Origin of the sequence: Acinetobacter sp. NCu2D-2 (genome assembly GCF_001647675.1) — a bacterium.
GTDB lineage: Bacteria > Pseudomonadota > Gammaproteobacteria > Pseudomonadales > Moraxellaceae > Acinetobacter.
On the sequence record NZ_CP015595.1, the window covers coordinates 64,483 to 80,065 of the forward strand.

Consider the following 15,583-nt stretch of genomic DNA (forward strand, 5'->3'; position numbering starts at 1 on the left):
TCCTTATTGAGTCCACAGATCACGGAACTTCGGTACCCAGACTTTGAGTTGAGCTGAAAGCGCTTCTGGATAGAGTGCAGGATCGGTAATAGTGTTTTTAACACTCACAGGTACGCCTGCTGGACGAGGGGCGCCTGTCGTTGTGCCATACGAGAAAGTCTTCTCTGCAAAAAGCTGCTGAACATCGGGTGTCAGTAACCAGGTCACCAATAATTTAGCGGCTTCAGGATTGGCAGGCTGTTTAACGATAGCTTGCCCAAAAGGAACCAACAGGGTGAAGTCTTCTGGATAGACGATATCGATCGGAACCCCTAAAGCTTTTTGACGTGCCAAGGGTGGTAAATACACCCAAGGACTTACTGCAGTACGTGCTTGCGCAAGTGCAATGGTGCCCATTTCTTGGGTTGCACCTGAACCGCCATTATTTTTAATGGTTTCTAAGTCTGCTTCAGTCATCGCTTTACGATGCAAAAGCTGAATAAACGCTAAATCTGCAGTGCCTGCACCGCCGCCTGGTGCGCCATATTCAAACTTTTTCTTCCATTCATCTTTTAATAAGCTCTGAATATCTAAAGGAAGTTGTTCGGCTGAAATACGGTTTTTATTAAACCCAAGCCCAAACACTTTCAAAAATGAAAAATGGATGCTGTGATCAGGGCTTTGATAATAGTCAGGTAAACGTGATGCATTGACTGGCGTGAATTCACTCAGATAACCTTTATCACGCATGTCATAGATGTTATTGACAGGGTATGAAATTACATCTGCGTAGTGAGATTTCGTGACACGCTCAGTATCTAAACGATTAAAGACTTCAGCAGGTGACAGGTGCATATAATTAATTTTCAAGCCTGGGAATGCCTGTTCAAATGCCTGCCATAATGGCTGCCATTCATAGTCCATTGCGGCTTGATACACCACCACTTCATGCTGACCTTTTTGCAGCGCGGCTTGATAAAGCTTTTCTAACTCAGCAACTTCAGTTGGTGAACCTGTTAAAGCACGCTCACGCTTTTGAATACTAATGCCGAAGCTTTGTTGTGTACCCAACACAATCACTACAATCAGTGTAATGAGCGTACCGAGTATGGCAAAAGGATAGTGTTGACGTCTCATTAAGCCACCTGCGCTGTGGCTTCAGTTTGAACGGCTGTATTGACCACATCATCTAGAATTACCATGGCACCTTTTTGGATACTAAGTTCTAAATGTTGATGAATAAATGATGATACATACTGAATATCGCTGCCCCAGTATGACAACGGCAAATGCACTTGTAATACGGTATCTAGGGTATTGATCCCCCCTTTTTGATCATGCTGAACCAGCTTAACTTCTGCCAAGTAATAATCACCCGCATAACTCACGGCTTGCAGTTCACCAATGAGATAGTCATAAGCGGGATCATGCACATCTAAGCGCAGAGGTTTGCCAATAATCTGACTAGAGCGTAAAGCCACGTAAACCGACTGATTGAATGGCAAATTTGGAATATTATCGACTTCAATATCTGTCGCATGTTGTGCCAAATGCACAATGGTCTTTTCTGCTTTGGCTATAATTTTCGCTTCTAGAATATTTTCAAAGCCAACAAATTCGGCAACATATTTACTTTTAGGTTTTAAGAAAATCTCACTCGGTGTGCCGATCTGTTCTAAATAACCTGAACGCATAATGGCAATGCGGTCTGCAAGCGCTAATGCTTCAGAATGGTCATGCGTCACATAGATCGCGGTATAACCCACTTCTTTTTGCAAGTGACGTAATTGCATCCTTAATTTAATACGCAGACTTGCATCCAAATTGGATAATGGTTCATCAAAGAGTAAAACCCGTGGTTCATTGACCAAAGCACGGGCCAATGCAACGCGTTGTTGTTGACCACCCGATAACTCTGACGGGTAACGCTGAATAAAATCTTCTAAGCCGACCAGTTGTAAGGTTTTAAAAATCTGCTGCTTTTCTTTTTCAGCAATTTTGCGTCTGGTTTTAATTGGGTAAGCAACATTATCCCAAACCGTCATATGGGGCCATAAGGCATAGCTTTGAAAAACCATGCCCATTTCACGTTTTTCCGGCGGTACAAAGATACCTTGTTGAGGCGCTAGAACCAGATCATCAGCAATACGAATTTCACCAGCATCAGGATCTTCTAGACCCGCAATGCAACGTAAAGTCGTGGTTTTACCACAGCCACTTGGTCCGAGCAGGACAAAGAATTCTCCATCCTTTATCTGTAAACTGAGGTCTTTGATGGCATTGACACGACCATCAAATGCTTTATTAAGATGTTTTATGCTCACGCTACTCATGATAAATCCTGTTTAAAAAATTGTGCTGTTTTGCTTTTCTTATGTTGTTCTAAGAGGTATTGCAGACCTTTAGACAGTGCAAACAAGGTGAGACAGAACAACAGCGTTAAGATCAGTAGTGCTGAAGCCATACTGTAGTCACCAGCACTTTGTATGTTGTAGCTGACCATAGCGAGTGTGCTTAGACCTGGTGCTTTAAGGAGAAGAGGGACTTCTAAATTCCCTGCCACCATAATTGCAGTCATAAACCACCCCGCAACGAAGCTGGGTAAAACCAGACGTAAGCTAATTTCAAAGAAGCTTTGCACCCCCGATGCACCACAAATTCGTGCTGCTTCTGTGAGGGAAGGAGAAAGCTGACCATAAATGGCATTCATGAGTTGGCTTGCGAGTGGCATTCCCGTCACGATCAATGCCAAAATCACCAGCCAAATGGTGCCGTACATTTGTGTGAATCCAGGAATACTTAAATAAGCCCATGTCACTGCAACTGTAGAGACAATGCCAGGCATCGCCAGAGGAATCAGGGTAGAAAATTTCACTGCAGCCCAAGTTTTTGGTTTTAATTTTTGTCCAATCACTATGACACTTAACGCCAGAATCATGACCGCAAATCCCACTACAGTTCCCAGTGTGATAGTCACTTTAAAGGCAGACAAAATACGTGGCTGATCAAACAGGGCGATATAACGGTCAAATGAGAATCCTGTATATATCCCTGGGTAGGGCTGCACTGATGAAAATAGCAGTGCCCCGAGTGGTAAAATTAAAGCCAAGATCAAATAGGCAAATAGCAGAGATGACACTAACCATTTAATTGGTGAAGGTAACCGGATCAGACGAGATCGAGCACCTTTACCGCTGATGCTATAGAATTTTTTACGTCCTAAGGCTTTAATCTGTAGCAGATAAATCAGCGTGACAATCGCAACAAAAATGGTGGATAGAATGCTGGCTTCGGCATAGCTCGGCATACCACGTGCACCACTGACCAAATTCATTAAATGTGTTGAAATCACAACAATATTGTCTGCTGAGCCTAAAATCAGCACGGGTTCAAACACTTGCAAACCGCTAATCAAACCTAATAAGGCAATACTGGTTAAAGCAGGCAATAAGCTAGGTAAATTGATATAGAAAAATGTCTTTAGCTGTCCTGCGCCTGCAACATAGGAAGCTTCGTCTTGAGTAGCATCCAAAGCTTTAAAAGCACCGACAATAAATAAGTAGCTAAACGCGACTTTCTTTAAAATAATCACGCTGTAGATACCCAACCAACCTTTAGCATCCAGCCATGTCGTTTCAATACCAAAACTAAACGCTAAGAAATCATTAATTAGTCCCGTATATGGATTGGCTAATTGCGTGAAGGCAATGGTGTAAAACAACATTGGGATCACAAAGATCAGTGCCATGGTCGGCAGAATGACTTTTTTAATTTTTAAATCGGTACGCTCGGTAATAAAGGCAAAAATTGATGCAATAAAAAGTGCTGAAAGGGTGGTGATAAACGCCAGTTTGGTGGATGTCCAAACCGCTTTAATCAATCCTGGGTTGTCAAAGACCGTTGACCAAGCTGCAAGTGTCCAATGACCTTCCAAAAAAGGTGCAGTATCTTTAAACCCACCTGCAACCATCATGATTAATGGCCACACAAACAAAATAGCAATTAATAAGAAGAAAGGAATCAGCCACCACTTACGTGAATAAGTGCGTACAAATGCAATGAGTTGACTCATTGCACCCGTACTTGCCGTAGCTGAGTAATTATGAAGAATGACATCATTATTTTTACTCATGACGGCAACCTCTTAGAACTTATAGTTCAAGCTGGTGTAATAAAACGCACCAGATGCACCTGCAGGATGGATGAAGCCATAACGGTTAATCCCGTTAATTTGATTATATGATTCGTACTGTTCTGGGTAGCTGTTGAATAAGTTATTTGCACCTAGACCGAGTGTCAGTGCTCTATTCACTGCATATTTCACATCAAGATCAAGTACCCATTGAGGATCATAAGTTTGATCACGCTCAGGCAAAGTCGAATGGTTAAACTTATACTCGCCATAACGAGTAAGGTTTAAATACACATTCCATTGATTGAGCTGGTAGTTTGCAGAAAGATTGACTTTATTTTCTGGAATTGAATTTTCGATGCCTAAAGCCACATCACGGTTAAACAGCGTAGTACCTGTACGGGTCTCAACCTGACCTTGTTTTAAATTAGAAACTTTGGTGTCAAGTACACTTAGGCCTAGACCAAGGTTTAAACGACCATAATCATTCAGATCAAGGTTATATTTACCGACTAAATCAATACCTTTCGTTGTTGTGTCATAACCATTTACGAAGAATGACGCGCCTGTGTAATTGCTATAGCCAGCGGCCTCAAGGATATCTCGAACATTCGTTGAGCCAGATGCAGGATCTTGCAGCGTTGACGTTTGAACAATATTGCCATCTACTTTAATTTGATACGCATCCACCGTTAAAGAGGCATTTTTTAAAGGTTGCCATACAAATCCAGCTGAAATATTTTGCGACTTGGCAGGATCTAACTCTTTCGCACCAAAAGCAGCAACGGCTGGATCATTAGGTCTAAATAAGCCCGTACGTCCAGGTGCTGCAGAACCTCCGTCAGTTGACCAAGTCCCAGTATAAGTTGTACGTTGTTGGCCGAGCTGAGCCAAACTAGGTGCACGGTACCCTGTACTAAAAGTTGCACGCGTTGCAAATTCAGGGGTGAATTCATAGCGTGTAGAAATTTTACCGTTAAATGTGTCGCCAAAGTCTGAATAGTTTTCACCGCGAAGAGCGAGACCCAGTTCTAATTGATCAGTGACTTGACCTTCTAGACCGACGTATAAACCAAATACATCACGAGATACACTGCCTAAATCTTTAGGATTAATCCCGCCAATATCCACGGAGCCAAAACGCGCGGGTTGTCCGGCATTTAGTTGACCAGTAGGAATATTTTCACCACCAAAGTTCCATGACTGTTCTTCACCAGCTTTGACTGAACCATAACTTTCATGACGATAGTTCAAACCTGAAGAAAGTGTCCAATCTTTGGGTGCAAAAGCGAAGCTTAAGCCTCGGCTCCAGTCTAAATTGATATTTGTTGATTCGCTTTCTGTTGCACCCTGATAGAAAGAACGTTTACTGTTGAGACCGTAACTTGGTGACAAAGAATTAAATAAGCGATTTTCAACTGTGCTTTTACCCCAGGAAACGGAAGCGTCAAAGTTACCAATGTTTTCTTTATTCAATTTCAAACCTGCAACTACTGAAGTGTCAACACGATCTTCAAAGGTGCGTGGCTGATAGCCATTCGGATAAATCGCGATAATATTATCTTTAGACTGCGAATAGTTCGGGTTTACGTTGTTATAGTTTTCAATATCGGAATAATTAACATTTGCGTAAGCTTTTAACTCATCAGTTAAAGGCAATTCACCGTTCACAAGGAAGCTTAAGTGGTCACGTCCACCTTGCCCCCATTTCCCACGACGTAAATCACCAGCAGGACCCGCATTGACATACTGTAAATCTGGACCACTCCGGTCAACAGGCTCACTATCTAACCATTCTGCGCTAACTGTTAAGAAACCTTCTTCACCGAGTTGAAAACCAGCCCAAGCATTTGCAGTTTTCGTTTCACCATCACCTTTTTTGTATTCACCAAAACGTGCATTCACTTCACCGCCATTGTCTTTTTTCTTTAATACAATGTTGATGACACCTGCAATCGCATCTGAACCATATTGTGCTGATGCACCATCACGCAGGACTTCGACGCGCTCAATTGCACTTAGAGGGATGGTATTAATTTCAACATATTGATCACCCCCAAATGGGTCGGCACTCGTTAGCTTACCTGTCAGATTACGACGTTTTCCATCAACGAGAATGAGCGTATAGGCAGGACTTAAACCGCGTAATGATGCTGAACGTACCGCACCTGTACCTTTTGCTGCATTTTGTCCTTGCGGGAAGTTAAATGATGGTACCAATTGGCTGAGCGCCTGGTTTAGCGTTGCGGCACCACTTTGCTCTAAAATTTTATTACTAATGACTTCAATAGGTGCCAAGGATTCTAGTGCTTTGACATTGCTACGATTTGTACCAAGTACAACAACTTCACTTAATGTTTGTGCTTCTACTTGGGTTGCTACAGCTTGTGCCTGCGCAATGCCTAAAGGTAACGCTAAAGAAATTGCAGCAGATAACTGTGACAATTTAAAAAATTTGTTATGTGACATGGATGCCCTAAATTACGAAAAATTAAATTTGGAGCGATTCTAGTCACCTAAAAATGATGAAAATAAATACAAAAACGTTCTGAGCATATTCATTTTTATCTTTATGAAAAACCCGTTTATTTATTACGTATAGACAGATAAAGAATGTGCATTTATTCCAAAAAACACCCTTATTCGACTCATTTTATGCATTGTAAAGTCTATTTTTAAGCATATTTTTTCATATCTTTATAAAGAACTGATGTTTTTCTAAGCATTTGAAATATTAAAGATAAAGATATGGTAATTCTTCATTTATCAAACAAATGTGATCGGTTTAAAGTTTCCTCACTTTGTAGGAGTCTGGTCATGTCATCTATCAGTCGAAATAGAACAGCCCATATATTTTTTCAACATGCAGATCAAGCTGTGTCTGCTCATAGCACTTTGTATTCGCCACACCATATGAGCGCGACTGATACTCTATTACCAGTACCAACGCCTCGTAAACAATTATGGATCATCATTAGTGGATTAGTCGTTTTGCACGGTGCTGTCTATTACTGGTTTAACAACCAAGAGCCAACAAAACTTCCTGTGATCGACACGCCTGTTGTGGTTGAAATTACCAAACCTGAGCCACCTAAACCGATAGAACCGCCGAAACCCGTTGAACCACCTAGGCCTCTTGAACAGAAGGTCGCACCAGAACAACCGAAACCTTTGCCGCAACAACCTGTGGTACAGAATAAGCCTGAGCCAAAGCCAGTGACACCTAAAATGGTGACGCCAGCAATTAAAGCACCCGCAACACCTGTTCAACAAACGGTTGAAACACCAAAAATCAGTGAACCTGTACAACCTGCACCGGCACCAGCCCCAGTAGAGGAAAAAGTTACTGGCGCGAAAGGGTATATCGGCTACTTAAATAATCCAGCACCGACTTATCCTGAAGAAGCGATAGATCGTGGTTGGGAAGGCACTGTTCTGATGAGTGTGCGCGTTTCACCAGAAGGGAAAGCTTTAGACGTTCAAGTGAAAAAAAGTAGCGGCAAAAAATTATTAGACACAACTGCAGTCAACACCGTCAAACGATGGGCCTTTGTACCTGCAAAACAAGGCAGCCAGAACATCGAAGGTGTTGTAGACGTGCCTCTCACATTCAAATTACCAAATTGAGGAAATGACCATGGATCTTAATCACTTAATTCACAACTTTACCCTAATTACCCTCGTTGCATTATCAATTACAACTTGGGCTGTCATTGTCTGGAAACTTATACAGCTTAATAAAGCTAAAAAAGCGGGCGAAACATTTGTTGAAGGCTTTTGGAAAACTAAAGATTTAACAGATGCAGCTCGATACAGTAAAACAGCTGCACAAAGTGCTCAGCAGCGTATCGCATATCAACATTTTGCAACACTGTCAGAACTCAATGACAATGTGCACCAAGATTTAAATCACACATGGTCACGTCAGGATCTTTTAGAGCGTGTTCTAACGAAACAAGTTAAAAATGAACGTCATATCTTCGATAAAGGTTTAGCTCTTTTAGCTTCCATTGGTAACTCGGCACCATTCATTGGTTTATTCGGTACTGTATTTGGGATTATCGGTGCATTATCTGCCATTGCTGCTTCTGGTTCAGCAAGCATGGACGTGGTTGCAGGACCAATTGGTGCAGCTTTAGTTGCGACAGGGATTGGTATTGCTGTTGCTGTACCAGCAGTGCTTGCCTATAACTTCTTTATTCGTAGGACAAAAATCTTAGGTTCTGAACTCGATGATTTTGCCACAGATCTTGTTAATTTTGCACAAAAAACTGGTTTTCACGTTACATCGAATGTTACAGCCGTAAGTCCTGCAAAAACTGAACAAGCCGTTATTTCTTCGGCATCTAAAGGAGTGGCTGCATAATGGCGATTTCTACAGGACGAGAAGACGATGTCGTCAGCGAGATCAATGTGACACCATTGGTGGATGTGATGTTAGTGCTGTTGATTGTATTCATTGTCACTGCACCGCTTATGACCAACAGTGTCAAAGTAAATCTACCAAAAGCTGCACCAACACAGTCATCTCAGGAAAATAAGGCAGTTGTATTAAGTGTCAAACCTACAGGTGAGGTTTTTTTAGATAAGCAAAAAGTTGTTTTAGAGAATTTTGAAAATGATTTAAAACAGCTGAAAGCCACTAAGCAAGATCTAAGCTTAAGTCTGAATGCTGATGAAGGGGTGAACTATGGTACTGTCGCTAAATTATTAGCAAGTATTGAACGCGTCGGGGTTGATAAATTGTCAATTATCACTGTCCCGCAATCATAACTTTTGAAAACTAAGACTGATCTTATATACCTCAAGACAATACGGGTATATCTTCAGTCTTACCACCTAAGAGATATTGGAAGTTATATCGTCCGGTGTTTCAATTATTCATGGGCTACAAGCCTTATAACATGAAGTTTGAGCTTAACTTGTCTATAATATGGCACCTTAATTTTTAGTTGTTCTTCAAAATCTCCTTATGTCACAGTTATCACAATATTTAAACCAAGGCCAATTTTGTGTTTTAGTCGAATACTTGTGTACAAATAACTCTTTACCTGTAGCTCAGGAATTAGCAGGATTTCCTGCATTGATGACACTGGCTGACCGTGTCCATGCTGATGACGATATTTCCCCACTTGAAGCCAGCCGTTGCTATTCAAAATCGATCGATAAAATTTTACATTTTGCAGGTAAAGATCGTGATATTCAGGATTTTGAAAAATTCTTAGCACAAGCTCAAAATGAAAAAATCGAAAATCTCTTGTTACTGACTGGAGATAAACTTAAAAATCACCATACTGGTCATGACAAATATCCGCGTACACGTTATTTAGAGTCTGTGAATGCTGTGCTTGCAGCAAAGCAAAAAGGGCATTTTTATATAGGTGTTGCCTTTAACCCTTTTAAATATGCCGAGGCTGAACGCGATGCCCAGTATTTAAAATTACATAAAAAACTCAAAGTAGGCGCTGACTTTATCATCACGCAATTGGGTTATGATTTAACTGCACTGAAAAAAGCGGTGTCATTTTTGAAAGAAAATCACTATTCTCAACATATTCTTGCATGTGTAATGCCTTTAAATTTGGCACGTGCAAATTATATGGTGAAGCACAAAGTCGCTGGCATCGTCATTACGCCACATATGCTTAAAATTTTATCGCAGGAAAAAGAGCTCGGACTTAAAGAGAGAAGCTACCAACGCTGTGCGCTCCAAATTCTTATTTGTAAAAAAATGGGCTTTTCAGGCATTCATTTGTCTGCATGCCACAAACCTGAAGATCAGGCACTTCTAGCTCAATTTATAGAGCAATATCGTTCATATGATTTACCAAGTTTAGAAAAGTTGTGGGCGAGTTTATGGCAACTAAAAACGGGGAAAGAATTTATCCCTGAATTGAGCTACTTTTCAAAACCAGCACCTTCATCACAAATTATTAAATATCAACAGCTACATCTGCTGCATGACACTCTATTTGATTCAAAACTTGGGAAAGGTATCGGCCAAATTATTTTTAAAGCGCCTTTTTGGAATCAGAAGCTAGCACAGAAAACATTAATGGCAACTGAATACTTGAGTAAACATTCAGTGGTCGGTTGTGAAAGCTGTGGTGAATGTCGTTTAAGCGATACTTTATATATTTGTCCTGAGACTTGTCCTAAAGGCTTGGCCAATGGACCGTGTGGCGGAACACAACTTGACCGATGTGAGTTTGGCGAACGTGAATGTATTCATTCTATAAAAGCGAGACTAGCAAAGTCAGTCGATCAAACTGAAATACTTAAAACGAAGATCATCCCTACAGTTTCTATTGAAATCAGAGGAACCAGCTCGTGGCAACGTTGGTTCACCGATGATTATGAGGAAAGTAAGAATATAAATTAATTATATTTTTTTAAAATTTCTAAAAATTTGGTCAGCTCTTCTTGGTTATATTCACCTTGCAACACATGGCTTTTTAAATGTTCTTCTATCTTAAAGTGAAAGAGGACTCCACCCGACAGTCAGGGTGGAGGTGAATTTCAAGGATTTTAACCTTGTTGGTTTTCAATGTATTTTTTAATAATATCCAAAGGTGCGCCACCACAAGACCCTGCAAAATATGAGCGTGACCACAAAACAGGTTTTGCATAACTACTACGTAAATCCAAAAACTCATTTCTCATTCTTCTGCTTGTTACTGATTTTAAGTTATTTACCAATTTACTGAGTTGAACTGTCGGTGGGTACTGAATAAGCATGTGAACATGGTCAGCTTCACCATTACACTCCTTTAATTCCGCATCAAACTCTTTGCAGATTTCAGATGCACACTCAATAAAATACTTATGATGCAACTCACCTAGAATTTTCTTTCTGTACTTAGTAATAAACACTAAATGTACATGCAAATTAAAGGCTGAATGTCGGTTTTTATATATTTCTGTCATTGGTGAATGGCTTAATTAGTGGTAGTATTTATACATATTAACACATACACACTCATTTATGAAAATCAACAAAGCGTACAAATTTAGGCTTGAGCCTAATGCAGAACAGGAGCTTGTTTTAAACAAGTTGCTTGGTTCTGCACGTTTTGTTTGGAATCAGATATTGGCTGCATCATTCGAGATGCTTGCTAATAATGAGCGAATTAACAAAGTTAATTTAGTTAATAAAATCCCTGAATTGCGCAAAAAGCCTGAGTGTGCTTTTTTAGAAAACAGTTCAAATGGTGTCTCACTTCAACAAAAAGTTCGTGATCTTGGTGATGCTTGGGGTAAATTCTTCGATAAAAAAGAACAAGCCAAGCTAAAGCAAAAACCATTCAAAGCTAAGAAGCCAAAATTTTTTAAATTACCCGATGGTAATGAAATTCAACTTAGACCACTCATGCCACGATTCAAGAAAAAATCAGATGGTTATGATTCAATTCGTATTGTTCAATTTAATAGGTATTGTTGGGTTAAAGGCAACCAAGTTAAATTGCCTAGTGATATTGGCGTTGTAAAATTTAGAAAATCACAAGATATTTTAGGCGAGATTAAGAACGTCACAATCTCAAAGCATGTTGGCAAGTGGTATATCTCTTTTGGTGTTGAAAACACAATTGAAACACCAATTCACCCATCTAAATCAGCTATTGGTGTTGATCTTGGCATCAAGAAATTGGTCACAACCTCTAATGGTCAGGTATTCAACCCGATCAATAGTTTTAAAGCCAATCAAGTGAAATTAGCTAGACTTCAACGCAAGTTGAAAAAGAAAACCAAGTTCAGTGAAAATTGGAAAAAACTTAATTTAAAAGTTAACAAACTACATCATCATATTGCCAATATTCGGCATGACTACTTGCACAAAGTCACTACAACTCTCAGCAAAAACCACGCAATGATCGTAGTTGAGGACTTAAAAGTAGCTAATATGTCGAAGTCTGCAAAAGGCTCAATTGAGAAAAAAGGAAAGAATGTTAAAGCCAAAACAGGCTTAAACAAATCAATCCTAGATCAAGGGTGGTCAATGCTTGTTGATATGTTGGAGTATAAGCAACAATGGCGAGGTGGCTTACTTGTTAAAGTTGACCCTAAATATACAAGTCAGACTTGTAGTTCATGTGGTCATGTTGCAAAAGAAAATAGGCTCACTCAGGCAAACTTTAACTGTATTGAGTGTGGTTTTAGCGAGAATGCGGATATAAATGCTTCTCGCAATATTTTGGCGGTGGGACACACCGTTTTGTCTGTGGAGGGTGGATGCGGTAAAGGTCGCCTTGTGAAGCAGAAAGCAAGCGAAATCCGTGAGGGAGTCGCCTAAGAGCTTTTGCTTTTAGAATCCTCCACTTGAGCTAGTCGAAAGTGGTGGGAGTGTGTCAAGCTTCAGCAATGAAAACATCAGCTCAATCATCAGTGATAAACGGTAGGTCGTCCTAAAAACAGATCTAAACCTTTGCTTTAATAAATGCATATTTTAAAGACAAAAAGCCCCATCATTTGATGGGGCTTTTGAATATATTAGATTTAACAATTACTTAAGCACATGCACTTAAATGCTCTAAGCGATTTAAGAATGCTAATTGATAAGCCAAATTCTTAGAAAAAAACGGCTCAAAATAAGGATCAAAATGATCTGCATCAATCGTCTTTACTTCTATCAATGAATTATTAACTCGTTTTATTTTCTCAGCCACAAATGGTGCGACTGTATCTTGCGTTGCTCCTACGATTAACATCGGGATTTTTACGTGTTTTAGACGTTTCCATGGGCGGTAAAAACCCATGGTTAATAATGAGCGCGCTGTCACACGGTTATCGTAATCTATTTTGAGCGTGTCCTTAGCGAGTTGCATCGCATCCCAAGCACGATCACGATCCATCGCACCTAATTCACCTGGTTTTGCAACTGTTGGAATACAAATACGAGCACCTGGTTTAAGACGATCTACCATTCCATAGCCAAAAAATTTCATCATTTGAGGGAGGGGAACTGAACGTACAGTGCTGATACCGTCTAGCATAGGGACTTGAATAATTGCACCTTTAAGTTCCGGATGATCAACAACCAGATCTACAACATGCCCACCACCAAAAGAAGTTCCCCATACAATAATTTGATGAGCATTCACCTGCTGCTGATTTTTTAGATGTGCAAGTGCATTATGGGCAGTTTTAACGCGTTTCCATGGGTTAATGTCCTGACGTGGAAAACCACCGCTTAAACCCCAACCCGGATAATCAAATTCCATCACAGCATACCCTTGGGCAATAAAGTGGTTGATAAAGGAGTCAGTCAGCGCACCTTGAACACTTCCCCAGCCACCCACCATTAAAATCGCAGGTAATTGTTTTTTTTGTTGAGTGACAGGCACATGTAAAGTCGCTGAGCATTCAACGCCATCACTCAAAAAATTTGATTTACTGACATTTTTATCGATATGTGAAGTTTCAGGATATTGACGTACTGACATATTTTGACCTGCGTTTTTAATCTCGTTAATTTTTTTGCATCTATTTATTTTATGTATCTTGAATGTCATTCAAGATAGAGTTATTAAACTGCATTCTTGAATAGTATTCAAGAAAAATTTAAGATAGAAATATATGATTTCAAATAGATTAAATCGAGAAACCTATGGCACGTAATAAACGTGTACAAGACCGCGAAGAAAAAAGACAAGAAATTTTGCAGGCGGCCCGCCATTTATTTCTTACAGAAGGATATGACTCAACTTCTATCAGCCGCATTGCATCTGACGCTCAAGTGGCAGCAAATACCATCTATTGGTATTTCAAAAATAAAGATGAGCTTCTTGTGAGTATTTTAAATGATGATCTGAATAAACAAGTTCATGCTTATACCTCGCAATCATCAAAAAGTTTGGCTGAACGCTTGATATGGGTTGTAGATCAATTAATGCAAGTAAATCAGTTGGTCAGTACAGTCCATTCTCGAATCAAAGTATCACATGAAATTGCAGCTTGGCACGAACAGTTTCACATCATGGTTGAAGCAATGCTTCGATTAGAATTAAAGAATATCGGTTTTTCAGAACAACAGCTTGATGCCCGGGTGAAAATCGCAATTTTCACCATTGAAGGACTATTAACCCATCCATTAGCTGATGCAGAAAAATCTGAAATTTGTCACGCGTTAGTGAATCCAATTTAAATACAAAAGATTATGATCAATTCGTACAACACTCATGGCAGTTGTATAACTTACACATTTATATTTTTAAAATTGACTAATACATTGTTTTTATAAGTTATTTAATATCTTTGAAATTATTCTAGATCAATATTTTTTTTATTATTTGCCACCATTTTTTAATCGAAAGATAATTTTTCAATATTTCTGTTCCCATTATGAAAATCCACACAAGATGAATATTACTCATCTTTAATTGAAATTATATCGTTTTACTCATGTTCTGATTCACGTTTAAATAAAGTCATACAGAAATTGAAAACTTTATAAATTTTAGGTGGCAATCTCCATGAGCACAGCATTTCAATGTTCAATTCAACGTATTCGTTTTGACGAAAACTACGAGCCGGCAAATAACACACGTTTAACCACCAACTTTGCCAACTTGGCACGCGGTGAAAGCCGTCAGGAAAATCTGCGTCGTACATTGGCCATGATTAACAATCGTTTCAATAGCTTAGCAACTGTAGATAATCCAAAAGGTGATCGTTATTCACTTGAGATTGATATCATCTCAGCATCCATTGATATTGAAGGCAACGGTCAAACTTTCCCATTCATCGAAACCTTGAAAAGTACCATCATTGATCATCAAACAGGTGAACGTATAGAAGGCATGATTGGCAATAGCTTCTCATCTTATGTGCGTGATTATGACTTTAGCGTGGTACTGCCAGCACATGGTTGTAAATTCAATGAACAACCTGAAGGTTTTGGTGATCTACACGGTAAATTATATCTACACTTGATCAATTCAGATGTATTTAAAGCACAATTTAAAAAGAATCCTGTGATTTGTTTAAGTATTTCGACTACAAAGACCTATTACCAAACAGCGAATGTACATCCTGTACTCGGCGTTGAATACACCAATGACGACTACTCACGTACCGATGCTTATTTTGCCAAAATGGGTTTAAGCGTTCGCTACTTTAAACCACAAGGTGCCAATGCACCACTGGCATTCTACTGTGCAGGCGATTTACTGCGTGATTACACCGATTTTGAGCTGATCAGTGCCATCGCGACTATGGAAAGTTTCCAAAAAATCTATCGTCCTGAAATTTACAACACCAATTCACCAGCAGGCGTGGAATATCAGCCAAGCTTGAGTTATGGCGATTACTCTTTAACACGTATTGTCTACGACCGTGTTGAACGCGGCGAATTGGCGGTAAAACAAGGTAAATGGACCGAAGAACACTTCATCAAGCCCTATAAAGACATTTTGGATGAATGGGCTGTCAACTTTAAAGTGGAAACAGTAGCGCAAGACCACGCTGCTTAACACG

General features: G+C 39.7%; 13 protein-coding genes. 7 read left to right on the forward strand and 6 right to left on the reverse strand.

Features of this window, described 5'->3' with window-relative positions:
- Nucleotides 1–3: 3 nt before the first annotated feature.
- The 4 genes from A3K93_RS13435 to A3K93_RS13450 are packed head-to-tail and all read right to left on the reverse strand — an operon-like array spanning nt 4 to nt 6,580.
- Nucleotides 4–1,116 carry an ABC transporter substrate-binding protein gene (locus A3K93_RS13435; RefSeq protein WP_067731797.1) on the reverse strand — a complete coding sequence of 371 codons (1,113 nt, stop codon included), beginning with the start codon at nt 1,114–1,116 and terminating at the stop codon, nt 4–6.
- Nucleotides 1,116–2,312 carry an ABC transporter ATP-binding protein gene (locus tag A3K93_RS13440; RefSeq protein WP_067731798.1) on the reverse strand — a complete coding sequence of 399 codons (1,197 nt, stop codon included), beginning with the start codon at nt 2,310–2,312 and terminating at the stop codon, nt 1,116–1,118. Before A3K93_RS13440 ends, A3K93_RS13435 begins: the two co-directional genes overlap by 1 nt.
- Nucleotides 2,309–4,111 (reverse strand): ABC transporter permease, encoded by a 1,803-nt coding sequence (locus A3K93_RS13445; RefSeq protein WP_067731799.1) that lies wholly within the window; start codon nt 4,109–4,111, stop codon nt 2,309–2,311. Before A3K93_RS13445 ends, A3K93_RS13440 begins: the two co-directional genes overlap by 4 nt.
- A 12-nt stretch (nt 4,112–4,123) precedes the next feature.
- Nucleotides 4,124–6,580 carry a TonB-dependent receptor plug domain-containing protein gene (locus tag A3K93_RS13450; RefSeq protein ID WP_067731800.1) on the reverse strand — a complete coding sequence of 819 codons (2,457 nt, stop codon included), beginning with the start codon at nt 6,578–6,580 and terminating at the stop codon, nt 4,124–4,126.
- Between the two features lie 348 nt (nt 6,581–6,928).
- On the opposite strand from A3K93_RS13450, the gene A3K93_RS13455 reads away from it, so the two are divergent.
- The 4 genes from A3K93_RS13455 (at nt 6,929) to A3K93_RS13470 (ending at nt 10,493) form a co-directional block, all read left to right on the forward strand.
- On the forward strand, nt 6,929–7,738 hold the full coding sequence (locus A3K93_RS13455; RefSeq protein ID WP_067731801.1) for an energy transducer TonB: 810 nt from the start codon (nt 6,929–6,931) through the stop codon (nt 7,736–7,738).
- Between the two features lie 10 nt (nt 7,739–7,748).
- On the forward strand, nt 7,749–8,477 hold the full coding sequence (locus A3K93_RS13460; protein WP_442855661.1) for a MotA/TolQ/ExbB proton channel family protein: 729 nt from the start codon (nt 7,749–7,751) through the stop codon (nt 8,475–8,477).
- On the forward strand, nt 8,477–8,884 hold the full coding sequence (locus tag A3K93_RS13465; protein WP_067731803.1) for an ExbD/TolR family protein: 408 nt from the start codon (nt 8,477–8,479) through the stop codon (nt 8,882–8,884). The genes A3K93_RS13460 and A3K93_RS13465 overlap by 1 nt, the downstream gene beginning before the upstream one ends.
- A 199-nt stretch (nt 8,885–9,083) precedes the next feature.
- On the forward strand, nt 9,084–10,493 hold the full coding sequence (locus A3K93_RS13470) for a methylenetetrahydrofolate reductase C-terminal domain-containing protein (RefSeq protein WP_067731804.1): 1,410 nt from the start codon (nt 9,084–9,086) through the stop codon (nt 10,491–10,493).
- Between the two features lie 146 nt (nt 10,494–10,639).
- On the opposite strand, the gene tnpA is transcribed toward A3K93_RS13470, so the two are convergent.
- Nucleotides 10,640–11,038 carry an IS200/IS605 family transposase gene (tnpA, locus tag A3K93_RS13475; protein WP_067731805.1) on the reverse strand — a complete coding sequence of 133 codons (399 nt, stop codon included), beginning with the start codon at nt 11,036–11,038 and terminating at the stop codon, nt 10,640–10,642.
- Between the two features lie 58 nt (nt 11,039–11,096).
- Between tnpA and A3K93_RS13480 the strand changes: the two genes are divergently transcribed.
- Nucleotides 11,097–12,401, forward strand: coding sequence for an RNA-guided endonuclease InsQ/TnpB family protein (locus A3K93_RS13480; protein WP_067731806.1), 1,305 nt, complete (start codon nt 11,097–11,099; stop codon nt 12,399–12,401).
- 214 nt (nt 12,402–12,615) lie between these two features.
- Here the strand turns inward: A3K93_RS13480 and A3K93_RS13485 are convergent, their stop codons facing one another.
- Nucleotides 12,616–13,551, reverse strand: coding sequence for an alpha/beta hydrolase (locus A3K93_RS13485; protein WP_067731807.1), 936 nt, complete (start codon nt 13,549–13,551; stop codon nt 12,616–12,618).
- Nucleotides 13,552–13,715: 164 nt separating this feature from the next.
- Between A3K93_RS13485 and A3K93_RS13490 the strand changes: the two genes are divergently transcribed.
- Nucleotides 13,716–14,252: a TetR/AcrR family transcriptional regulator gene (locus A3K93_RS13490; protein WP_067731808.1), complete on the forward strand. Its 537-nt coding sequence runs from the start codon at nt 13,716–13,718 to the stop codon at nt 14,250–14,252.
- A gap of 328 nt (nt 14,253–14,580) precedes the next feature.
- A complete protein-coding gene (locus A3K93_RS13495; RefSeq protein ID WP_067731809.1) occupies nt 14,581–15,579 on the forward strand; it encodes a putative oxygenase MesX in 999 nt (332 codons plus the stop codon).
- The last annotated feature ends 4 nt before the right edge of the window (nt 15,580–15,583 follow it).